The following is a 20,902-nucleotide window of genomic DNA, read 5'->3' as shown; positions in this document are numbered from 1 at the left end:
GATGGGGAAGGCGCGAGCCTGACGCCATGTCGACGACCGATTCCCACCTGCCGGGTCCTGCGCTGGAGACCGGGGCCATGGCCCGGGCCCGGGGCCTGCTCTCCCAGCCCCTGCCTAAGGACAGCACCTGGCCGGTGCTGGGCGCCGCGGCGCTGGCGGCGGCGTCGGCCCTGATGCTGGCGACCGCCATGATTATGGCCCCGCCGGTCATCACCGAGCATGTGGTGCAGTCGAGCCGGTAGAGCGTGATAGCCGAAAGTGGAGGCCGGTTTCGGCGGCCATCACGCTCTAGACTTATGAATTAGTCCGTCACTTGGCGGGGACACGCTCGAAGGTCTTGGGATCGAAGAACACCTCGACCGGGCGATTGCTGGAATCGTAGCCGTAGACCTCGTAGCAGCCGTTGGTCACGACGATCTTGCGCACCGTCCAACCCTGGGTCTTGAGCATCTTCTGCAGGTCGATGGAGGGGCGGCGGTCGGCGCGGGTCGCCTCGCACTTCACGTCCCCGTGGGCGGCGGCTTCCCCGGCGAGCCCGAGGACGGTGGCGAAGGCGGCGAGGGCAAGAAAGTGGCGCATGGGAAGCCTCAGCGGGTCTTGAGGGAGAAGGCCATCGGCACGATGACCCAGGCGGAGACGGCCCGGCCGTCCTGCTTGGCGGGCACAAAGCGCCAGCGGCGCTTCACCACGTCCAGGGCCGCGTCATCGAGGGCCGGATAGCCGCTGGAGCGCTCGATGGTGACTTGCTCGGCGCGCCCCTCAGGCGAGACCAGCACCTTCAGGCGGACGATCCCCTCGTGGCGCTTCACGCGGGCCTCATAAGGGTACTGGGGGCCGGGATTGTTCAGGTAGGCCGCGGTGAAGCTGGGCGGGGTCGTCGCCGGAACCGGCGGGCCGGGCGGCGCGGCGGCGGCCGGGGCGTCCGCCTGGCTGGGGGCGGGCGAGGGGACCACGGCGGCGGCGCGGGTCACCTCGGGCATGACCTCCGGCGTGGGCGTGGGACGCGCCTGCTCCAGCTCGGGCTGGCGGGTTTCCGGCTTCGGCGGGGTCGGGGCGGTCGGCGGGCGCTTCAGGTCCTGGGGCATGAAGGCCGCCGCCGGGATCAGCGAGACCTCCATCGTGGGGTCGGGCCTGGCCTGGATCTGCTCTGCGCGGACCGCCATCAGAACGATCAGCAGGATGACGTGGACCACGGCGGCGATGCCGCCGGCGATCAGCCAGTTTCGCGGTGGCAGGGACAGCCGCAGCTTGGGCAGTTCTGGATCCGGGGCGGTGGCGATCAGGGACATGGCTCTCGCCTACATGAAACTCATTCGCATTTGAAGTCGCAACTGCAATCAGGTGGCCGCCCAGCGGCGCAGCAGGTTGTGATAGACGTGGGTCAGCCGCACGAGCTCGGCGTTGTCCGGGCCGACCGTCGCCGTCAGGCCCTGGATCGCCCGGTCCAGGTCGAACAACAGGGTCCGGTCGCCATCGTCGCGCACCAGGCTCTCGATCCAGAAGAAGGCGGCGACCCGCGCCCCGCGGGTGACAGGCGTCACTCGGTGCAGGCTGCTTGACGGATAGAGGACCATCGCGCCGGCCTCGAGCTTCACCTCCTGGACGCCGAAGGGACCCTCGATCTGCAGCTCGCCGCCCTCGTAGGTGTCGGGCTCGGCGAGGAACAGGGTCGCTGACAGGTCGCTGCGCAGGGTCTCGCCGGCCAGGGTCTGCAGGATCGCGCCGTCCACATGGGCGCCGTACTCGCCGCCGCCTTCATAGCGGTTGAACTTGGGCGGATAGATCTTCCGCGGCAGGGCGGCGGAGATGAAGGTCGGGTGGGCGCGGACGCGGCGCAGCACCTCCTGGCTGAGGCTGCGAGCGGGCTCTGCGGCGTCGTCGAGCTGGAGGTTGCGCTTCTGGCGCCGCGCGATCCCGCCGGCAGTCGCCGCGCCGTCCTGCCAGGCGGCGACATCCAGACGCTCGCGCAGGGCGGCGACCTCGGACTTGGACAGCAGGTTCTCGATGGCGATCAGCATGGGGCGCTCTAGGTGGCCGCGCCAAGGCGGCGGATGGCGGCGAGGTCGGGACAGCCGGCGAGGGCCATGTTCAGCTCCAGCTCCTCGCGCAGCAGCCGGATCATGTGGGCGACACCCAGGGCGCCGGCGACGGCCAGGGCGTAGGCCTGCAGCCGCCCGATCAGGACCGCGTCGGCGCCATGGGCGATGGCCGTGAAGACGTCGCGGCCGGACCGAACGCCGCCGTCCATCAGGACCGGAACCGTATCGCCCACCGCCGCTCGGACCGCGGGCAGGGCGCTCAGCGCCGCCGGCGCCCCGTCAAAGGCGCGGCCGCCGTGGTTGGAGACGATCAGGCCGTCGGCGCCGACGGCCAGGAACTGGCGCGCGTCCTCGGGATGCAGCACGCCCTTGATCCACAGCGGCAGGCCGGTCTCGGCCTTCAGCCGGGCGATGTCCTGCAGGCGCGGCGCCAGGCGCATCGGGCCGCCGAACACCCGGCTTTCGCCGGATGAAAGGGTCGGCGTCGCAGGGGCGGGATAGGCTGTGAGGTTGGCGGCGATGCTGCCCTCGCCGGTGAAGCCGGCGCGCAGGGCCCGCAGACTGGGGGTCTGGACGGGAGCGTCCACCGTCAGCACCAGGCCCTGGTAGCCGGCCGCCTCGGCGCGGCGGACCAGGTCCAGGCTCACCGCCCAGTCAGGCTGGAGATAGAGCTGGAACCAGCGGGCCGGGCCAGCGGCGCGGGCGATGTCTTCCAGGGTGTTGGAGGACAGGGTGCTGCAGACAAGACCTGCGCCGACAACGGCCGCGCCCTGGGCCGTCTCAAGCTCGCCCTTCGGATGATAGAGCCCCTGGTGGGCCAGGGGCGCGAGCAGGATCGGATGCGGCAGGTCGAGCCCAGCGGCCCGCACCAGGGTGTTCGCGCCGTCGAAGTCCACCAGCATCCGCGGCGTCGTCACCGCGGCCTCGAAGGCGCTTCGGTTGCGGCCCAGGGCGGCCTCGCCGCCGGACCCGCCCGCGGTGTGCGCGAACACCGCGGGACTGAGGCGCTCTTCGGCCAGGCGCTCATAGTCCTGGGCGCAGTACACGCCTGCGGGAAGGACGGGCCGCGCCGTGGCGAGGCCCGCTCCAGGTCCGATCCGGGCGGGATCAGAACTCATAGGTGAGCGTCAGCCGCGCGTTGCGACCATCGCCCTTGTAGAGGAAGGCGCCCGACCGATAGACGGCGAGGTAGTAGTTCTCGTCCGTCACGTTGCCCAGGTTCACCTTGGCCTGCAGGTCCTTGTTGATCCGATAGGTCGCGAACAGGTCCAGGGTCGTATAGGCCGGGACCGGCTGGCTATAGGTTCCGTCGGTGGTCGAATAGGCCGCCGCCGTGTCGGGCTGGCCGCCATAGCGCTTGCCCTCGTGCTTGATCACGCCGCCGACATAGAAGCCTTCGCGGATCTCGTACTTGGCCTGCAGCGAGGCCGAGACGTCGGCGAAGTTGGACAGGGTCTTGCCGACATTGGCCGGGGTGGCCGAGGCCAGGACCTCTGCTTCCATCCAGGTCACGCCGCCGACGACGGACAGGGCGTCGGTGATCTGGCCGCTGACGCCGAGCTCGACGCCGCGGACGCGGTTCTTGCCGGTGTTGAAGGTGCCGACCGATGAGTAGTCGGCGCCCTCCATGACCTCCTTCTTGGTCGACTGGAAGGCCGCGGCGGTAAGCAGCAGGCGCTCGTCCAGGACGTTCCACTTGGCCCCAAGCTCGAGGTTCAGCGACTTTTCCGGCTTCGCCCCGGCGACCTTGCCGTTGTAGATCACGGTGCCGCCGTAGCCGCTGGAGGTGCCCACGTCGGACTCGCCGCCATTGATGTCGGCGCCCGAGGCGGCGCTGGCATAGACCATCAGGCCGGGGGCCAGGTCATAGGTCACGCCCAGGTGGCCGTTCCTCAGGGTGTCAGAATAGGCGTAGTCGGCGCGGGCCAGGGTCGTGGTGTTCTGGGTCGCCAGGTCGAAGTCGAAGCTGTCCACCCGCACCCCGCCGAACAGGGTCAGCTTGTCGCTTAGATCAACCGTATCCATCAGGTAGGCCGACAGGGTCTTGACCCCCCAGTCGGTGTCCCAGGTCCCCTTGACCGCCTTCCGGCCCATCAGGGTCGACAGGTTCGGCGCGATGGCGCCAGTGCGGTCATAGATGCAGTAGGCGTTGAGGGTCGTGCTCGTGCCCGAGGCGCAGTTGAAGGCGCCGGTGTTGGTGTTGGCGAAGACGCCGTTCAGCACCTTGTGGTCAGTGTATTCCAGCCCGGCGACCAGCTGGTGCTTCAGGCCGAACAGCTCGGCGTCGATGAACAGGTCGGTCTGGTTGGCCAGGTACTCGACCTCCTGCCAGCCCTGGTGGGTCGACAGGGTGGCCGACAGATAGGCGCCGCCCGGCGCATTGGCCGAGGTCAGGGTCCCGCGCGCGCCGGTGATCAGGTAGCTGTTGTCCGACTTGCCATAGCGCAGAAGATTCTTCAGCCGGACGGCGTCGCTGAAGCTGTAGTCGACGCGGGCGGTGAAGGTGTCCACGTCCGACTTCAGGAAGTCCTGGGACTGGGCGTAGACCGGGGCGTGCTTGTTGGGCTGCTTGTTGTAGAGCCAGCTGCCCAGGTCGGGCAGGTCCTCGGCGCGCAGGCCGTAATAGTCCACGGTCACGCTCAGCTTGTCGGTGGGGGCGTACAGGCCCGACAGGGCCAGGCCGGTGCGCTCGCGATTGGCTGGCGAACGCTCGGGCACGTCCTCGCGGGCGTAGAGCAGGTTGCCGCGGACGGCGAAGGTCTCACCGAAGGAGTGGTTCACGTCCAGGGTCGCGCGGACGTGGTCATCGGTCCCGACGGCCAGGTCGGCCTTGCCGAAGTTGAAGGCGCTGTTGGCCTGCTTGGTGATGGCGTTGACCGCGCCCCCGGCCGCGCCGCGCCCGGCGAAGGTGGCGCTGGGGCCCTTGGTGATCTCCACCTGCTCGACCGCAAAGCTTTCGCGGATGGTCATGCCGGGATCACGCAGGCCGTCGACGAACACGTCGCTGCGGGCTTCCTGGCCACGGATGATGTAGCGGTCACCGAAGGCGTTGCCGTTCTCACCGGTGCCCAGGGTGATGCCCGGCTGGGCGTCCAGGATCTCCGACAGCGAGCTGTAGCCGGCGTCGTCGATGGCCGACTTGGTCAGGACCTGCAGGGTGGTCGGGGTCTCGGCGATGGGGCGGGTGCGGCGCTCGTCGCCCGAGGTCTTGGCCTTGTAGGGCACGCCCAGCTGGGCGTTCGGGTTCGGGTCGATGGCGGTGTCCTCGACCTTCACGGTGGCCAGTTCGCCGGCGGCTTCCTGGGCGGCGGCGTCAGCCGGGGCCAGCATGGAGACAGCGAGGCCCAGCATGGCGCCCGCCGTCAGGGGCGCGGCGGCGAGGCGAAGGCTGGCCGGTTGGCGTGCGGTGGTCCGTGAAACGCTCATCGATACTGATTCCCTTGGCTGAGCTGAGGAGGCTCATTTCGGGTGTCGTGGTATTGCGAGGCATTCGCAGTTGCAAGCCATAATCGCGACGTATTCGCAATTGCAGTCGCAACTGCGTCGCGCCTTGATGTGGGTCAATAGCCCCGGTTCAGAGCCCGTGGGCGGCGATCAGCCAGAGGCCCAGGGGGATAGCGATCCCGCCAAGGATCAGTGGCCAGGTCACCGGCCTGGCGCGGGCGTTGGTGAGCAGCAGGCCCAGTCCTGTGCCCGCGAAGACCAGGCAGGCGATGGCGAAGGCGTCGATCAGCAGGTTCCAGGCCCTGGGCGAATACCGCCCGGTGTGCAGGTCGTTGGCGGCGGCGATCAGGCCGCGGGCCTCGGTCTCCACCAGGGTCGCGCCGCCGGGCCGGTCGATGACGACGGTGGTCTGGCCGCCGGGCCGCTGCTGGACCAGTTCCACGGCGTGCGCGCTCCAGGTCGCGGCGGCGTCCCCGGTCCGGACCTTGAACTGCTTGTCGAGCCAGGCGCGGGCCTGTGGCGGCAGCGGAGCCTCGCCCTCAGATGGCCCGGCCGCCAGCGCGCTTTGGACCTCGGCGGGGGCGAGAGCCCGGGCCTGGGTGACCCGCGGCTCCGGCTCAAAGGTTCCGGCGTGGTTGAGCGTCAGGCCGGTGGCCGCGAACATCAGCAGCAGGGCCAGGCACAGGGCCGAAGCGATCCAGTGCCAGCGCCGAAGCTCCCGCGCGATGACCAGGCGCAGGGCGCGGGATGGGCGGGGCGCGGACGGCTCGGCCATCGCGGTCAGACGAACCGCCAGGCTTCCTCGGTCGCCCGGCGGATAGCCCGCGCCTTATGCAGGGTCTCGTCGTACTCGGCGTCGGGATCGGAGTCCGCCACCACGCCGCCGCCGGCCTGGACATAGACCTGACCGTCCTTGAAGCAGGCCGTGCGCAGGACGATGCAGGTGTCGACGCTGCCGTCGGCGCCGAAATAGCCGACCGCGCCCGCATAGGCGATGCCGCGCTTTTCGATCTCGAGCTCGTCGATGATCTCCATGGCCCGCACCTTGGGCGCGCCGGACAGGGTGCCAGCGGGCAGGGCGGCCATCAGCACGTCCACCGGATCCAGGCCCTCCGGCGCGTCGCCCTCGACGTTGGAGACCAGGTGCATCACGTGGCTGTAGCGCTCGACGAAGAAGCTGGCGGTCACCCGCACCCGCGGCGCCCGGCTGGCCGGCGCCGCCTGGTTGGCGCCTTGGGCCTTCAGCATGGCCACGCGACCCACATCGTTGCGGCCCAGGTCCAGCAACATCAGGTGCTCGGCCCGTTCCTTGGGATCGGCGATCAGTTCGGCCTCGAGCCGGCGGTCCTCTTCGGGCGTCGCGCCGCGCGGCCGCGTGCCGGCGATGGGGCGGATGGTGATCTTGCCGTCGCGCAGGCGCACCAGGATCTCCGGCGAGGAGCCTGCCAGCTGGAAGTCGCCGAAGTTCAGGTAGAACAGGAACGGCGAAGGGTTCATCCGCCGCAGGGACCGATAGAGCGCAAAGGGCTCATAGGCGAAGGGCGCACGGAAGCGGTGGCTGGGCACCACCTGGAAGATGTCGCCGGCCCGGATGTATTCCTTGGCCTTCTCCACCATGCCCCGATAGGTCTCGCGGCTCACCGGGGTGGTGAACTGGTCGGGCTGGGGCGCGCCCTTGCCGGTCAGCGGCGGGGCGGGCTTGCGGAAGTCGGCCATGACGGCCTCAAGCCGGGCCTGGGCCTCGGCGTAGGCCTGGGCGGCCGGGGTGGCCGACGGGCGCACCGTTGTGACCAGGATGATCTCCTGGGCGATGGCGTCGAAGATGGCGACGATGGAGGGCCGGGTCATCAGGCCGTCGGGCAGGCCGAGCGGGTCCGGATTGACGTTCGGCAGCTTCTCCACCAGCCGGATCATGTCGTAGCCGATGGCCCCGAACACCCCCGCCGACATCGGCGGCAGGCCGGCCGGCAGGTCCAGGCGGCTGGCGGCCACCAGGTCGCGCAAGGAGTCCAACGCGCCGCCCGCCTGAGGCGTGAAGCGGCCGGCCTCGATGTCCGCGCCTTCCGCCACCTCGGCGACGTCGCCGCGGCAGCGCCAGACCAGGTCCGGGTTCATCGTGATGACGGAATAGCGGCCCCGCCAGGCGCCGCCCTCCACCGACTCGAACAGGAAGGCGTAGGGTCGGCCCTGGGCGATCTTCAGATAGGCCGAGACCGGGGTCTCGAGATCGTCGATCAGACGGGTCCAGACGACCTGCGAGGCCCCGAGCGCGTATTTCGCCTCAAAGTCCGCCTGGGCCGGTTCGATCGTCACTGGTCCTTCTCCGACTTGGAGGTCTTGGCCTTGTCGCCCTTGCCCTTGGTGTCCTCGGGCTCCAGGCCCAGGGCGGCGCGCGCCTGGTCGGTGTTCACCTTCACCTTCAGTTCGGTGCGGGCGTAGCGACGGGCGTCGGCGCCCAACTCGCGGAACAGGGCCATGGTCACCTGCGGTCGCATGTCCTCGGTGGCGCGGGCCAGGGTCGAGCCGGACGGCGCGTGCACGCCTTCCAGCTTGGCCACCACCAGGCCGAAGGCCTGACCGTTCTCGGCGGTGAACACGTCGCCCTTGGGCAGGTTGAAGGCCTTGCCCAGGGCGTCGCGCGACAGGGTCTGGTTCTGGGCGGCGTTCTGGCGGTCCAGGCCGGTGACGCGCACCACGCGCTGGCCGACGGAGCCGGCCACGGCTTCCAGGCTCTCGCCCTTCTTGACCCGGGCGGCCAGTTCATCGGCCTTGGCCTGCAGGCGCTTGGTCATCTCGCGCAGCATCCACACGCGGACCAGCTGCGGCTTGACCTCGGCCAGCGGCGGCAGCGCCTTGCCGATCACCTTCTCGACGCGGACGGCGAAGTACTCGCCCTGGCCAGCGTCTTCGATCTCGCTGTCGGTGCCGGCGGCCAGGGCGAAGGCGGTCTTCAGCATCTGGGGCGTGACGCCGGGGACAGGCTGGCCGTTCAGGCCCTGGCCTTGTTCCGTGACCGGACCCAGGGTGATGGTCGGGGCACCGGCCTTCTTGGCGGCTTCGGCCAGGCTGGCGCCGCCGGCATGGGCGTCGTCATAGGCCTGGCTGATGTCGTAGACCTTCTGGGCGGCGGCGTCCTTGCGCAGCTCGGCCTCGAGCGCCGGGCGAACCTCTTCCAGGGTGACCGTGTGGCCGGGGGTGATGGCGCCCACGATGACCACCGCAGTGCCCAGGTCGCCCTGAACCACCGACACCCCGCCGCGGGGCAGGGAGAAGGCCGCCGCGCCCACCTTGGAGTCGGCGATCGCGGTGCGCGGCTTGTCGGCATAGATGATGGCTTCGGCGCCGACCGACTTGGCCACAAGGCTCGGGTTCTCGCCGCTGCTCAGGCGCTGGGCCACGGCCTGGCCGGTCTTGGCGTCCTTCACCGGGATCTGGGCCACGGTGCGGGTTTCCGGCTGGGACAGGGTGTCCTTGCGATAGTCGAAGCGCTTCTTCAGCTCAGCTTCGTCGATGGGCAGGTTCTGGCTGACCATGGACGGGCTGAATTTGACCACCGTCAGCACCCGGAACTCGGGCCGCATCAGCTGGGCGGCGTTGTCCTTCATGAACTGGGTCAGCTGGGCGTCGGTCGGCAGGGCCGGCTGAGCCACGCTGCGCGGATCGACCGGGAAGAAGCCGACGTCACGGGTTTCCATGTCCATCACGGCGCCGAGCGCGGTGTAGGCGCGCGGCACGCGCATGCCGTTGACCATGCCGGAGGCGAAGTGGTTCTGGGCGATGTCGTCGCGCATCCGCTGCTCGAACTCGGGCGCGGTGAACTGGTTCTCGCCCAGCTTCTGCAGATAGAGCGTCTTGTCGAAGCGGCCGGAGACCTGGTCGAAGAAGGCCGGGATCTTTTCCAGCTGGGCCTTCATCAGGCTGTCGGCGGGCTTCAGGCCGATCTTGCCCAGCAGGGCCGCGAAGCCTTCCTGGTTGGCGAGTTCTTCCAGCAGACGGGCGTCGAGATGGTTCTCGATCGCGATCTCCTGGGTGACCGGCTGGCCGACCTGTTGCTCCAGGCCCTTGCGGTACGAATCGAACTCCCGCTTGAACTGTTGCGGGGTGACCGTGCGAGACCCAGCCGTCACGACCGAGTTGCTGATGCGGCCGCGGAACACGTCCTGGACCCCGAATACGGCGAAGCTGACGATCAGCAGCCCGATCAGGAGGGTGGCGAACCACGACTTCGCGAAGGCGCGGAAACTGGCGATCATTTGAACCTTCTCCGCCGCTTCGGGCGATGCTTGGAACGCGGGGTATAGTTGAGGCCGCTCCCGACCCGCAAGCCGCGCCGATGTCCGGACAGCGTTGAAGCGGGGTGACAGTCGGCTTCTGGCGCCTTAACCGCCGTGCGAAATCGACAAAATCGAGGCCGTCATGTCCAAACCCACCCCCCTGATCGCTGGCAACTGGAAGATGAACGGCATGGCCGCGGCTCTCGGTGAGGCCAAGGCGGTGGCCGCTGGCCTGGATGGCGTCAGCGCCCGGGTGGCGATCTGTCCGCCGGCGACCCTGGTGGCCCGCGCCGCCGAGGCCCTGGCAGGGTCCAAGGTCGCTGTGGGGGGGCAGGACTGTCGCGCCGAGGCGTCGGGCGCCTTCACCGGCGACGTGGCGGCCGAGATGCTGATCGACGCCGGCGCGGCTCTGGTGATCCTGGGCCACTCGGAGCGGCGCTCGGGCTATGGCGAGACCGATGCGGTGGTGGCCGCCAAGGTGGGCGCGGCCCTGCGCGCGGGCCTGGAGCCGATTGTCTGCGTCGGCGAGACCCTTGAGGAACGCAAGGCCGGGAAGGCGCTGGAGATCGTCACGGGGCAGGTGAGGGGCTCTCTGCCCGCCGAGTTGGCTGGCAAGGCTTTCACGGTGGCCTATGAGCCGGTCTGGGCCATCGGCACCGGCCTGACGCCCACCACGCCGGAGATCGAGGAAGTCCACCGCGCCATCCGCGCCACCCTTGTGGAGCAGTTCGGCGATCAGGGCGCTGGCGTCGCGATCCTGTATGGCGGCTCGGTGAAGCCCTCCAACGCCGCCGAAATCCTGCATGCCGACGAAGTGGGCGGCGCCCTGGTCGGCGGCGCCTCGCTGAAGGCCGAGGACTTCCTGGGCATCATCAAGGCGGCCTGACGCCAGGGGCCGCTACTTGGTCTCCCAGGCGTCGCCCTTCAGGCCGCGCTGATAGCCGTAGTCGTAGAGCCGTTTCATGTTGTCCGGCTTGAAGTTCAGGCTGTCGGCCTCGATGTCGCTGGGGATGGCGCTGTAGACCAGTTCGGCCTGGTTCCGGTCGGCGAAGGCCTGGCTTGCGGTCAGCTGGACCCTGGCCTGGGCCTTGCTCAAGGCGTCGTAGGCGCGGGCCAGGATCGCCAGGGAGTTGCCCTTGGTGAAGCCGAAGCTGGTCCCGATCTGGCCGTTGATCAGCACATAGACCCGCGCTGAGCTCGATTGGGTCTCCGGCGCGGTCCAGCGCAACAGGGCCTCGGGCACGATGAAGAACGGGGTGCTGATCCCGCCGTCGGCGTGCATTTCGGACAGGGCGCGCCCCGAGCCGCTGACCTGGATCAGGGCCGGCGGAAACACGCCGGGGATACTGGCCGAGGCGATCAGCACATCCTGGAACAGTTTCACCGCCTTCTCGTCGCCGCCCATGGCGATGGCGCCCATGTCCCAGATGATGGTCTCTTCGGTGTCGAGGTTGGTGGTGGCCACCAGCAGGCGACGGCCCTTGCGATGCTCCGCCGCCACCTGGTTCAGCAGGTCGAGATTGACGTAGGTCTCGACCAGCTCGCGCAGGGCGTCTGATCGGAAGAGCCCAGGGATCGAGAAGATCGCCGCGCTCTTGCGGCTGATGATCCGGCTCACCTCGCGGCTCAGATAGGCCTCGCGAAGCCGGCTGTCGTAGGTCGGTCCTAGAAAAGCCAGCGGCGCGGCCAGGGCGCCTGTGCTGACCCCGGTGACCAGGTCGAACTCCGGACGGTCGCCGTGCGCGGTCCAACCGGCCAGGAAGCCCGCGGCATAGGCTCCATTGGCGCCGCCGCCGGAGATCGACAGGGCGTTGAAGGGCCGCTCGGCCTGCTGGCGGGCGGTGACCGACTGCGCGAACCGGAGCACCGCCGCCTGATCCTTGGCGTTGAAGCGCAGCTCGGAGAGGCCTTCCGGGGACGCCGCGGCCAGGTCCTTCTCCGTGAACATCTCACGCGAGATGGTGCCGCAACTGCTGAGCAGGACCGCCAGAAGGGGGAGGACGACCAGCCATCGTCGCATGGGGGCTCCTGAGCCGGGTTTCAGAAGGTCAGGGGGTGTAGGCCTTCAGGAAGGTCTCGACAGCCCGATCCACGTGGGCTTCCAGGTGTTCGTCGGTAAAGTCACCCAGGACGCCCCAGAGTTTCTGCTGGTGGATGTTGGACAGCACCAGATCCTTGAACTGGGCCGCGGCGACATGCGGGTCGGCCTCGCTCAGGCGGCCGGCGGCGATATCGGCGGCCATATAGGCGCTCAGCCGGTCCTGGATCTGGCGATGCCCCGATTCGTAGAAGGCTGCGCCGATCTCCGGAAAGCGCTCCGTCTCGGCCACGATGATGCGCTGTAGCCGGATCGGGCCATCCTCCAGCAGGCGGCTCAGGATCACCCTGCCGAAGTGGGTCAGGCGCTGGCGCATTTCGCCGTCCGGGGGCACGTTTTCGAACAGGGAGGCGGCAAGCCCGGCGCACTCCCTGGCGACCACGGCGCCGAACAATTCTTCCTTGGATTTGAAGTAGTTGTAGAGCGTGCCCTTCGAGCCGCCCAGGCGCGTGGCGATGGCCGACATCGAGGTGGCGGCGAACCCTTGCATCATGAACACGTCGCGCGCGATCTCCAGGATCGTCTCCCGGCGTCGGTCGTCTCGCTTGGGTAGGGGGGCGGCCATCGATCCTCCGATTGGGTCAGGCTTGTAGCTTGACGGCGTCCTCGTGTCCAATATATGACCGTACCGTACGGTCAGTAAAGCGACCCTGAATTTCTCCGCAACTTCTCCCCGAGGCGCGGCATGTCCCGAACTCTCCTTCCCGTGCTTGCGGGCGTCTTGGCGCTTTCCGGTTGCGCGGCCATCCCCGAACTCGGCGCAGCCCCCAGGCCGGCCACAGCCGGCGGCTTCGCCACGGCTAAGGCCTTCTCGGCCCCAGCGGCGGAATGGCCGGCTGATAGCTGGTGGTCCGCCTACGCCGATCCCCAACTCGACCAGCTTATGGCCGAAGCGCTGCAAGGCTCTCCAAGCCTGGCCCAGGCCACGGCGCGGCTGCGGGCGGCGGAAGCCGGGGCCGACAAGGCCCGCGGCGCGACCCTGCCCAGCCTGTCCCTCAGCGGCTATGCGGCAGAGAACAAGCAGAGCTACAACGCCGGCTTCCCCAGGGCCTTCGTGCCCGAGGGCTACAAGGACACCGGCCAGGTGAAGCTCGACGCCGGCTTCGACCTGGACCTGTGGGGCCGCAATCGCGCCGCCCTGGCCGCCGCCACCTCCGAGGCCCAGGCCGCGCGGGCCGACGCCGCCCAGGCGCGCCTGATCCTGACCACCTCGCTCGCCTCGGCCTATGCAGACTTCACACGGCTGGGCGCCGAGCGGGAGGCCGCTGACGCCGCCGCCCGCAATCGCGCCGCCACTGCCGACCTGGTCGCCCAGAAGCTCGCCCATGGCGCGGCCAACCGGGGCGAAACCGACCAGGCCCGCGCCGCCGCCGCCGCCGCCCGCCAGGACCTCGCGGCGTTGGACGAGCAACTGGCGGTCGCCCGCAACCGCATTGCGGCCCTGCTGGGCGCCGGTCCGGACCGCGGGCTCGCCCTGACCCGGCCGAACGTGAACGCGGCCGCTCAGACTGGCCTGCCGGCCAACTTGGCCGCCGACCTCGTGGGCCGGCGTCCGGACCTGACCGCGGCCCGGCTGCGCGCCGAGGCCGCCGCCCGCCGCATTGATGTCGCCCGGGCCGGCTTCTATCCGAACCTCAACCTGGCGGCCTTTACGGGGGTCAACGCCCTGGGCCTCGACATGCTGACCCGCTCCGGCTCGGACATCGGTCAGGTCGGGCTCGCCTTCAGCCTGCCGATCTTCGAGGGCGGGGCGATCCGCGCCGGCTATCGCGGCGCGCGGGCGGAATATGACGCCGCCGTCGCCGCCTATGACCAGACCCTGGTCCAGGCCCTGCAGGAGGTGGCTGACGCCGCCGCTGGCGAACGCGCCCTGCAAGCTCGCCTGTCCGCCGCCCGCGAGGCGCTGGAGGCGGGGGAGGCGGCCTACAAGGTCGCCCGCCTTCGCTACGAGGGCGGCCTGTCCACCTACATCGTGCTCTTGTCGGCGGAAGACGCCGTCATCGCCCAACGCCGCGCCGTGGCCCAGCTTGAGGCCCGCACGCTCACCCTTGACGCCAGCCTGGTCCGCGCCCTCGGCGGCGGCTTCCGCGCCTGAATTCCTCCCCGGAAGGACTTCCCATGTCCCAAGAAATCGCTCCCGCCCCGGCCAATGACCGCCGTCGTCGCCTGTTCACTGTCCTGGCCATGGTGGTCGGCACGGTGGGCGTCATCTGGCTGATCTACTGGCTGTTCGTCGGCTCCAAGCAAGTCGAGACCGAGGACGCCTATGTCCAGGCCAGCACCGCCCAGGTCACCGCCCTGGTCAGCGGGGCCCTGGTCTCCGTGCCGGTGCATGAGACCCAGGTGGTGAAGAAGGGCGACGTCCTGGCGGTCATCGAGCCGGCGGACTACCGCTACGCCCTGACCCGGGCCCGGGCGGATTTGGATCAGACCGAGCGCCGGGTGCGGCAGTACTTCGCCAATGACAAGGCCCTCGCCGCCCAGGCTCAGGCCCGCGCCTCCGACATCGCCCGCGCCCAGGCCGAGCTCCGCCGGGCCGAGGTGGAATACAATCGCCGCAAGGCCCTGGCCGGCGCCGGCGCTGTGTCCGGTGACGAGTTGACCGCGGCCGAGACCGCGCTCGCCTCCGCCCGGTCCGCCTTCGCCCAGGCCCAGGCCCAGGCCGTCGCCGCGGGTGAACAGCAGAAGGCCGCCAACAGCCTGATCGCCGGGGCCGGGATCGCCGACAATCCGGAAGTGGCCGCCGCCCGCGCCCGCGTGGCCCAGGCCGAGCTCGACCTGGCCCGCACGGTGGTCAAGGCCCCGGTCGACGGCGTGGTCACCGGCAATTCGGTGGAGATCGGCCAGAAGGTCGCCACCGGCGCCCCGCTGATGAAGATCGTCCCGGTCCAGCGCGCCTATGTGGAGGCCAACTTCAAGGAGGGCCAACTGCGCAAGGTGCGGCCCGGCCAGGAGGTTGAACTGGTCTCCGACATCTACGGTTCCAAGGTGAAGTTCCACGGCAAGGTCGTTGGCCTGGCGGGCGGAACCGGGGCGGCCTTCGCCCTGATCCCGGCCCAGAACGCCACCGGCAACTGGATCAAGGTGGTCCAGCGGGTGCCCGTGCGGATCGCCCTGGATCCCAAGGAGTTGGCGGATCATCCCCTGCGGGTGGGTCTGTCCATGAAGGCCGCGATCGACATCTCCGAAAAGTAGGAGAGGCCGCCGTGACCGCCGACACTGACGTTCAGCCGCTAAGGGGCGCACAGCTCCTGATGGCGACCCTGCTCCTGGGGCTCGCCAACTTCATGGTGGTGCTGGATTCCACCATCGCCAACGTCTCGGTGCCGCATATCGCCGGCTCGCTGGCGGTGTCGCCCAGCCAGGGCACCTGGGTCATCACCTCGTACAATGTGGCCGAGGCCATCACCGTGCCCCTGACCGGCTGGCTGGCCCAGCGGTTCGGGCCGGTGCGGGTGTTCGCCTTCGCCATGGCCGGCTTCGGGGTGTTCTCGATGCTCTGCGGCCTGGCGCCCAGCTTCGCCATGCTGGTGGCCTTCCGGGTCGCCCAGGGCTTCTGCGGCGGCCCGATCATGCCGATGAGCCAGACCCTGCTCTTGCACATCTTCCCGCGCAACCGCGCGCCCCAGGCCATGGGCCTGTGGAGCATGACCACGGTGGTCGCCCCCATCGCCGGGCCGATCCTGGGCGGGCTGATCTCTGACAATATCCACTGGAGCTGGATCTTCTTCATCAACATCCCGGTGGCGGCCTTCGTCGGGATCTTCGGCTACCGGGCGCTGATCGCCCATGACACCCCGACCCGGCGGATCAAGGTCGACGGCGTGGGCCTGGCCCTGCTGGTGGTCTGGGTCGGCGCCCTGCAGATCATGCTCGATAAGGGCAAGGAGCTGGAGTGGTTCGCCTCGCCGGTCATCATCACCCTGGCGGTCACCGCGGCGATCGGCTTCTGCGCCTTCCTGATCTGGGAGCTGACCGAGAAGAACCCCATCGTGAACCTGCGGGTCTTCCGGCATCGCGGCTTCTCGGTCGCGGTGGTGACCATCAGTCTCAGCTTCGGGGCCTTCTTCTCCAGCGTTGTGGTGCTGCCGCTGTGGCTGCAGACCTCCATGGGCTACACGGCCACCTGGGCGGGCTACGCCGGCTGCTTCACCGGGGTCCTGGCGGTGGTCATGTCGCCGGTGGTGGCGGGCCTGGCCCAGCGGTTCGACCCCCGCTACCTGACCTTCTTCGGGGTCACCTGGATGGGGCTGATCTCTCTGTGGCGGACCTTCTACACCACCGATGTCGGCTTCTGGTTCATCGCCGCGCCCCAGCTGGCCCTGGGCTTCGGCATGCCGTTCTTCTTCATCGCCACCAACACCATCGCCATGGGGAGCGTGAACCCTGAGGAGACAGCGGCGGCCTCTGGCCTGTCCAACTTCCTGCGCACCACGGGGGCGGCCTTCGCCACCTCGATCATGACGACCTCCTGGGAGAACACCGCCAGCGCCAAGCGGGCCATGCTGGCCGGCGAGCTCAACGATCCCGCCGGGACCGTCGCCAAGATGGAGGCGGCGGGCTTCACCCACACCCAGGCCCTCGCCAGCCTGGAGCGGATGGTCCAGCAGCAGGGGACCATGCTGTCGACGACGGCCATGTTCTGGGCCGCCGCCGCGGTGTTCATCTTCGCGGCCTGCTTCATCTGGCTGGCCCCGCGTCCGCGCCCCGGCGCGGCGATGGGCGGCGGCCACTAAGCCTTGTCATCCGCGCGCCATGACCTAGCTATGGTCATGCGCGCGCCTTGATGGTAGAGCGCGCGCTTCATTTCGGCGCGGCCCGTCCGCCCGGACTTATCGGATCAAGATATGCTGCTCGGCATCCTGCTCGCCATCCACATCATCGTCTGCGTCTGCCTCATCGGCGTCGTGCTGCTGCAGCGCTCCGAGGGCGGCGCGCTCGGCATGGGCGGCGGGCCCAACGGGATGATGACGGCGCGCGGGGCAGGGGACCTGCTCACCCGCACGACCTGGATCCTGGGGACCCTGTTCTTCGTCCTCAGCCTGACCTTGACCCTGCTGACCGGCCGCCAGAGCGGCTCGGGCTCGGTGGTCGACCGCATCAAGATCGACAATCTGGACGCCAGCAAGCTGGCCCCGCCGCCGTCGGCTCCCGCACAGTCGGCGCCGACCACCTCGGACGGCGCGCCCGCGCCGATCCAGGCCCCGACCCCCACCGTGCGCAATCCCTTCACCGAGCCGGCGGAGCAACCCGCCCAGCCGGCCGCGCCCAAGCCCTAATCCAGGTCATGACAATCCAGGCGTTCCAAAAGCCGCTTCGGCGGCTCCCGACCCGTTTGTGCGTGTCGTCCACAGTTTCGCGCCATTCGCCACAGGGCGCCGGCGCCGAATCACAGCTACTCTGAACGCCCATGGCCCGGTACATTTTCATCACCGGCGGCGTGGTCTCCTCCCTGGGAAAAGGTCTCGCGTCCGCCGCCCTTGGCGCGCTCCTTCAGGCGCGTGGCTACAAGGTCCGCCTCCGTAAGCTCGACCCCTATCTGAACGTCGACCCCGGTACGATGAGCCCCTATCAACATGGGGAAGTCTTCGTCACCGACGACGGCGCCGAGACCGACCTGGACCTCGGCCACTACGAGCGCTTCACCGGCGTGAACGCCACCCGGGCCGACAACATCACCACCGGCCAGATCTATAAGAAGATCATCGAGAAGGAGCGCCGCGGCGACTATCTGGGCGCGACCGTCCAGGTGATTCCGCACGTCACCGGCGAGATCAAGGAGTTCGTCCTGTCCGATCCGGGCGAGGGCGTCGACTTCGTGCTGGTCGAGGTGGGCGGCACCGTGGGCGACATCGAGGGCCTGCCGTTCTTCGAGGCGATCCGCCAGCTGGGCCAGGAACTGCCCCGCGGCCACGCCTGCTACATCCATCTGACCCTGTTGCCGTACATCAAGACGGCCGGGGAAATGAAGACCAAGCCGACCCAGCACTCGGTCAAGGAGCTGCGCTCCATCGGCATCCAGCCGGACATCCTGCTCTGCCGCTGCGAGCAGGAGATCCCGGCCGGCGAGCGCCGCAAGATCGGCCAGTTCTGCAATGTCCGCGAAAGCGCCGTGATCCAGGCGATGGACAGCGCCAACATCTACGCCGTGCCCCTGGACTATCACGCCCAGGGCCTGGACCGCGAAGTTCTGGACGTGTTCGGGATCACCGACGCCCCGGCTCCGAACCTGTCGCGCTGGGAAGGCATCTCCAACCGCCTGGCCAATCCGGACGGGGCGGTGAACATCGCCATCGTCGGCAAGTACACCGGCCTGACCGACGCCTATAAGTCGCTGGTCGAGGCCCTGATCCACGGCGGCGTCGCCAACAACGTCAAGGTCAAGCTGGACTGGATCGAGGGCGAGGCCTTCGAGCGCGAGGAAAGCCTGATCGCCGAGCGCCTGACCGAGGTGCACGGCGTGCTGGTCCCCGGCGCCTTCGGTGAGCGCGGCTCGGCCGGCATGATCCGCGCCGTCCAGTTCGCGCGCGAGCACGAGATCCCCTATTTTGGCATCTGCTTCGGTATGCAGATGGCGATGATCGAGGCGGCCCGGAACCTGGCCGGCCTGTCCAAGGCCTCGTCCACCGAGTTCGGCCCCACCGACGAGCCGGTGGTCGGCCTGATGACCGAGTGGGTGCAAGGCAATGAGCGCCAGGTCCGCAAGGAAGGCGACGACCTGGGCGGCTCCATGCGCCTGGGCGCCTATGAGGCGATCTTGACGCCGGGTTCCAAGGTCGCCGAGATCTATGGCTCCAGCACCATCCAGGAGCGCCATCGTCACCGCTACGAGGTCAATATCGGCTACCGCGAGGCGATCGAGGGGACCGGCCTGAACTTCTCCGGCCTGTCGCCGGACGGCGTCCTGCCGGAGATCTGCGAGCGCAGCGACCACCCCTGGTTCGTGGGCGTCCAGTATCACCCCGAGCTGAAGAGCCGCCCCTTCGACCCGCACCCGCTGTTCGCCAGTTTCATCGGCGCCGCCAAGGAACGCAGCCGGTTGGTTTAGGTCCTCCCCCATTGGGGGAGGCGGCCCCTCCGGGACCAACCGAAGGTCTGCCCGAAGGCAGGCTTTGGGCCAGAGGGGGCCGCTTGCGCGAGCAAGTGGTTGCTGACTCAGCTACCGTCCCTTCGGTCCGGCCTGCTCAGTCGCTCCGCGACAGCTACCCCAGCGGAGGAGCGGCATTGGGCTGAATCATTTCCGGGAGGGCAGGCCAGGGTTAGATTGGCTACAGCCACCGGAGCCCCGCCATGTCCATCCCCATTGTCGCCTTCTCTGACGTCCTCTGCGTCTGGGCCTATGTGGCCGAGCTGCGCCTGGATGAGGTGAAGCGGGCGTTCGGGGACCAGGTCTCGATCCAGCACCGGTTCTGTACGGTGTTCGGCGATACGGCCCGCAAGATCCCCACCACCTGGGCCGACCGCGGCGGCTATGACGGCTTCAACGCCCATCTGCGGCACACGGGCGAGCAATTCCCCGAGACGGTGATCCATCCCGACCTCTGGCGCAGCGTGCGGCCGGCCTCGTCCTGGGGCGCGCACCTTTGGCTGAAGGCTACCCAGCTGGACGAGGCGGCGGGCGGTTGCGCCTCCGGAACCGCGGACGCCGCCATCCGGGCCATGCGCGCCGCCTTCTTCCGCGACGCTCGCGACATCTCCGCGCGCGAGGTGCAACTCGCCGTGCTTCAGGCCGCCGGCGCTGACCCCGCCCGCCTGCAGGCGCTGGTCGACGACGGCCGCGCCTTCGCCGCCCTGGCCTCGGACCTGCAAGATGCGGAGGCCATGCGCGTCCAGGGCAGCCCCACCTTCGTGCTCAATGACGGCCGCCAGAAGCTCTACGGCAATGTCGGATTCCGCATCATAGAAGCCAACATCCAGGAACTGCTGCGCGAGCCGAAGCCCGACCAGGCCAGCTGGTGCTGAACTAGCCGACCACCCGCACGGGCCGCTCGTCGGCCTTGGACATTCGCCCCACCTTGCGCGCCAGCGGAAAGCCGTCGGCCTGCGCCAGGGCCAGGATTTCGTCGGCGGCGTCTGGCGCCACAGCGATCAGCAGGCCGCCGCTGGTCTGGGGGTCGCACAGGATGTCTCGAACGGGCTCTCCGAACGGCTCAACGCCAATCACCTCATCGCCATAGCTCGCCCAGTTGCGCACCGAGGCGCCGGTCCGAACGCCCGCGTCGGCCAGGGCCTGGACGGTTGGCAACAGCACGGGCGCGGTGGCCGAGATCTCGACGGTCAGGCCAGAACCCCTGGCCATTTCCCGGGCATGGCCCAGCAGGCCGAAGCCGGTCACGTCGGTCATGGCGTGGACGCCGGGATGCTCGGCCAGCTTCTGGCCCAGGGTGTTGAGCTGGGTGGTCGAGGCGATCAGGGCCTCATAGCCCTCCGGCGCGATCTTCTCCTGCTTGAAGGCCGCGGACAGGACGCCGACGCCCAGGCCCTTGGTCAGGATCAGGATGTCGCCGTCCTTGGCCCCGGCGTTGGTCAGCACGCGGTCGGGATGGACGAGACCCAGGGCCACCAGGCCATAGATCGGCTCGACGCTATCAATGGAGTGGCCCCCGGCGACGGGGATGCCCGCCGCGGCGCAGACCGAGGCCCCCCCCGACAGGATGGCCCCGATGGTCTCTGGCGACAGCTTGCCGATCGGCATGCCGACGATGGCCAGCGCCAGGATCGGCTTCCCCCCCATGGCGTAGATGTCGGACAGGGCGTTGGTCGCGGCGATCCGGCCGAAATCGAAGGGGTCGTCGACCACCGGCATGAAGAAGTCCGTGGTCGCCACCAGGGCCTGGGTGTCATTCAGCCGCCAGACCGCGGCGTCGTCGCTGGTCTCGGTCCCCACCAGCAGGTCGGGAAAAGCCGCCGCCGCCGGGGTCTTGGCCAGGATCTCCTGCAGCACCGCCGGCGCGATCTTGCAGCCGCAGCCGCCCCCGTGGGCAAGCGAGGTCAGGCGAGGGGTGTCGGTCATGGCGCGCTCCTGGACAAGGTCCTGAGATCGGTCA

At 69.2% G+C, this 20,902-nt stretch carries 19 protein-coding genes; 8 read left to right on the top strand and 11 right to left on the bottom strand.

Features of this window, described 5'->3' with window-relative positions:
- Nucleotides 1-26: 26 nt before the first annotated feature.
- On the top strand, nt 27-242 hold the full coding sequence (locus tag ACE3TA_RS21620; protein ID WP_374346718.1) for a hypothetical protein: 216 nt from the start codon (nt 27-29) through the stop codon (nt 240-242).
- Nucleotides 243-309: 67 nt separating this feature from the next.
- Here the strand turns inward: ACE3TA_RS21620 and ACE3TA_RS21615 are convergent, their stop codons facing one another.
- From ACE3TA_RS21615 to ACE3TA_RS21580, 8 genes are all read right to left on the bottom strand, one after another.
- Complete coding sequence (locus tag ACE3TA_RS21615) at nt 310-579, bottom strand: PepSY domain-containing protein (RefSeq protein ID WP_374576401.1); 270 nt, start codon at nt 577-579, stop codon at nt 310-312.
- 8 nt (nt 580-587) lie between these two features.
- On the bottom strand, nt 588-1,289 hold the full coding sequence (locus tag ACE3TA_RS21610) for an energy transducer TonB (RefSeq protein ID WP_374576400.1): 702 nt from the start codon (nt 1,287-1,289) through the stop codon (nt 588-590).
- A gap of 48 nt (nt 1,290-1,337) precedes the next feature.
- Nucleotides 1,338-2,018 (bottom strand): Fe2+-dependent dioxygenase, encoded by a 681-nt coding sequence (locus tag ACE3TA_RS21605; protein WP_374576399.1) that lies wholly within the window; start codon nt 2,016-2,018, stop codon nt 1,338-1,340.
- Nucleotides 2,019-2,026: 8 nt separating this feature from the next.
- Complete coding sequence (locus ACE3TA_RS21600; protein WP_374576398.1) at nt 2,027-3,157, bottom strand: alpha-hydroxy acid oxidase; 1,131 nt, start codon at nt 3,155-3,157, stop codon at nt 2,027-2,029.
- Nucleotides 3,147-5,465 (bottom strand): TonB-dependent receptor, encoded by a 2,319-nt coding sequence (locus tag ACE3TA_RS21595; RefSeq protein WP_374576397.1) that lies wholly within the window; start codon nt 5,463-5,465, stop codon nt 3,147-3,149. Before ACE3TA_RS21595 ends, ACE3TA_RS21600 begins: the two co-directional genes overlap by 11 nt.
- Before the next feature lie 148 nt (nt 5,466-5,613).
- On the bottom strand, nt 5,614-6,258 hold the full coding sequence (locus tag ACE3TA_RS21590) for a PepSY-associated TM helix domain-containing protein (RefSeq protein ID WP_374576396.1): 645 nt from the start codon (nt 6,256-6,258) through the stop codon (nt 5,614-5,616).
- Between the two features lie 5 nt (nt 6,259-6,263).
- Complete coding sequence (gene trpE / locus ACE3TA_RS21585) at nt 6,264-7,796, bottom strand: anthranilate synthase component I (RefSeq protein WP_374346711.1); 1,533 nt, start codon at nt 7,794-7,796, stop codon at nt 6,264-6,266.
- The gene (locus tag ACE3TA_RS21580) at nt 7,793-9,736 is read right to left on the bottom strand and encodes a SurA N-terminal domain-containing protein (RefSeq protein ID WP_374346710.1); all 1,944 of its coding nucleotides are present in this window, start codon (nt 9,734-9,736) and stop codon (nt 7,793-7,795) included. Before ACE3TA_RS21580 ends, trpE begins: the two co-directional genes overlap by 4 nt.
- Before the next feature lie 163 nt (nt 9,737-9,899).
- Here ACE3TA_RS21580 and tpiA point away from each other — a divergent pair, with 163 nt between their 5' ends.
- The gene (tpiA, locus tag ACE3TA_RS21575) at nt 9,900-10,643 is read left to right on the top strand and encodes a triose-phosphate isomerase (RefSeq protein WP_374576395.1); all 744 of its coding nucleotides are present in this window, start codon (nt 9,900-9,902) and stop codon (nt 10,641-10,643) included.
- A gap of 12 nt (nt 10,644-10,655) precedes the next feature.
- Here the strand turns inward: tpiA and ACE3TA_RS21570 are convergent, their stop codons facing one another.
- Complete coding sequence (locus ACE3TA_RS21570; protein ID WP_374576394.1) at nt 10,656-11,777, bottom strand: patatin-like phospholipase family protein; 1,122 nt, start codon at nt 11,775-11,777, stop codon at nt 10,656-10,658.
- A 28-nt stretch (nt 11,778-11,805) separates the two neighbouring features.
- Nucleotides 11,806-12,420 carry a TetR/AcrR family transcriptional regulator gene (locus ACE3TA_RS21565; protein WP_374576393.1) on the bottom strand — a complete coding sequence of 205 codons (615 nt, stop codon included), beginning with the start codon at nt 12,418-12,420 and terminating at the stop codon, nt 11,806-11,808.
- 120 nt (nt 12,421-12,540) lie between these two features.
- Here ACE3TA_RS21565 and ACE3TA_RS21560 point away from each other — a divergent pair, with 120 nt between their 5' ends.
- The 6 genes from ACE3TA_RS21560 (at nt 12,541) to ACE3TA_RS21535 (ending at nt 19,817) form a co-directional block, all read left to right on the top strand.
- On the top strand, nt 12,541-13,950 hold the full coding sequence (locus tag ACE3TA_RS21560; RefSeq protein ID WP_374576392.1) for an efflux transporter outer membrane subunit: 1,410 nt from the start codon (nt 12,541-12,543) through the stop codon (nt 13,948-13,950).
- Between the two features lie 23 nt (nt 13,951-13,973).
- A complete protein-coding gene (locus tag ACE3TA_RS21555) occupies nt 13,974-15,050 on the top strand; it encodes an HlyD family efflux transporter periplasmic adaptor subunit (RefSeq protein WP_374576391.1) in 1,077 nt (358 codons plus the stop codon).
- An 11-nt stretch (nt 15,051-15,061) separates the two neighbouring features.
- Nucleotides 15,062-16,591, top strand: coding sequence for a DHA2 family efflux MFS transporter permease subunit (locus ACE3TA_RS21550; RefSeq protein ID WP_374346705.1), 1,530 nt, complete (start codon nt 15,062-15,064; stop codon nt 16,589-16,591).
- 111 nt (nt 16,592-16,702) lie between these two features.
- Nucleotides 16,703-17,134, top strand: coding sequence for a preprotein translocase subunit SecG (gene secG, locus ACE3TA_RS21545; RefSeq protein ID WP_374576390.1), 432 nt, complete (start codon nt 16,703-16,705; stop codon nt 17,132-17,134).
- A gap of 131 nt (nt 17,135-17,265) precedes the next feature.
- Nucleotides 17,266-18,903 (top strand): CTP synthase, encoded by a 1,638-nt coding sequence (locus ACE3TA_RS21540; RefSeq protein ID WP_374576389.1) that lies wholly within the window; start codon nt 17,266-17,268, stop codon nt 18,901-18,903.
- 242 nt (nt 18,904-19,145) lie between these two features.
- On the top strand, nt 19,146-19,817 hold the full coding sequence (locus tag ACE3TA_RS21535; protein WP_374576388.1) for a DsbA family protein: 672 nt from the start codon (nt 19,146-19,148) through the stop codon (nt 19,815-19,817).
- Nucleotide 19,818: 1 nt separating this feature from the next.
- On the opposite strand, the gene selD is transcribed toward ACE3TA_RS21535, so the two are convergent.
- Nucleotides 19,819-20,868 carry a selenide, water dikinase SelD gene (selD, locus tag ACE3TA_RS21530; protein ID WP_374576387.1) on the bottom strand — a complete coding sequence of 350 codons (1,050 nt, stop codon included), beginning with the start codon at nt 20,866-20,868 and terminating at the stop codon, nt 19,819-19,821.
- Between the last annotated feature and the right edge of the window lie 34 nt (nt 20,869-20,902).

The organism is Phenylobacterium sp. (assembly GCF_041916435.1).
Taxonomy (GTDB): domain Bacteria; phylum Pseudomonadota; class Alphaproteobacteria; order Caulobacterales; family Caulobacteraceae; genus Phenylobacterium.
Note: the sequence above shows the minus strand (reverse complement) of the source record. Positions and strands in the feature narration are given on the sequence as shown.

Excerpts from the sequence above, each read along its gene's own strand:
- ACE3TA_RS21535 (WP_374576388.1), top strand. The coding sequence starts at position 19,146 with ATGTCCATCCCCATTGTCGCCTTCTCTGACGTCCTCTGCGTCTGGGCC.
- ACE3TA_RS21615 (WP_374576401.1), bottom strand. The coding sequence starts at position 579 with ATGCGCCACTTTCTTGCCCTCGCCGCCTTCGCCACCGTCCTCGGGCTC.
- ACE3TA_RS21620 (WP_374346718.1), top strand. The coding sequence starts at position 27 with ATGTCGACGACCGATTCCCACCTGCCGGGTCCTGCGCTGGAGACCGGG.
- ACE3TA_RS21560 (WP_374576392.1), top strand. The coding sequence starts at position 12,541 with ATGTCCCGAACTCTCCTTCCCGTGCTTGCGGGCGTCTTGGCGCTTTCC.
- ACE3TA_RS21580 (WP_374346710.1), bottom strand. The coding sequence starts at position 9,736 with ATGATCGCCAGTTTCCGCGCCTTCGCGAAGTCGTGGTTCGCCACCCTC.
- ACE3TA_RS21570 (WP_374576394.1), bottom strand. The coding sequence starts at position 11,777 with ATGCGACGATGGCTGGTCGTCCTCCCCCTTCTGGCGGTCCTGCTCAGC.
- ACE3TA_RS21590 (WP_374576396.1), bottom strand. The coding sequence starts at position 6,258 with ATGGCCGAGCCGTCCGCGCCCCGCCCATCCCGCGCCCTGCGCCTGGTC.
- ACE3TA_RS21565 (WP_374576393.1), bottom strand. The coding sequence starts at position 12,420 with ATGGCCGCCCCCCTACCCAAGCGAGACGACCGACGCCGGGAGACGATC.
- ACE3TA_RS21595 (WP_374576397.1), bottom strand. The coding sequence starts at position 5,465 with ATGAGCGTTTCACGGACCACCGCACGCCAACCGGCCAGCCTTCGCCTC.
- ACE3TA_RS21605 (WP_374576399.1), bottom strand. The coding sequence starts at position 2,018 with ATGCTGATCGCCATCGAGAACCTGCTGTCCAAGTCCGAGGTCGCCGCC.
- ACE3TA_RS21540 (WP_374576389.1), top strand. The coding sequence starts at position 17,266 with ATGGCCCGGTACATTTTCATCACCGGCGGCGTGGTCTCCTCCCTGGGA.
- ACE3TA_RS21600 (WP_374576398.1), bottom strand. The coding sequence starts at position 3,157 with ATGAGTTCTGATCCCGCCCGGATCGGACCTGGAGCGGGCCTCGCCACG.
- ACE3TA_RS21555 (WP_374576391.1), top strand. The coding sequence starts at position 13,974 with ATGTCCCAAGAAATCGCTCCCGCCCCGGCCAATGACCGCCGTCGTCGC.
- tpiA (WP_374576395.1), top strand. The coding sequence starts at position 9,900 with ATGTCCAAACCCACCCCCCTGATCGCTGGCAACTGGAAGATGAACGGC.
- ACE3TA_RS21610 (WP_374576400.1), bottom strand. The coding sequence starts at position 1,289 with ATGTCCCTGATCGCCACCGCCCCGGATCCAGAACTGCCCAAGCTGCGG.
- selD (WP_374576387.1), bottom strand. The coding sequence starts at position 20,868 with ATGACCGACACCCCTCGCCTGACCTCGCTTGCCCACGGGGGCGGCTGC.
- secG (WP_374576390.1), top strand. The coding sequence starts at position 16,703 with ATGCTGCTCGGCATCCTGCTCGCCATCCACATCATCGTCTGCGTCTGC.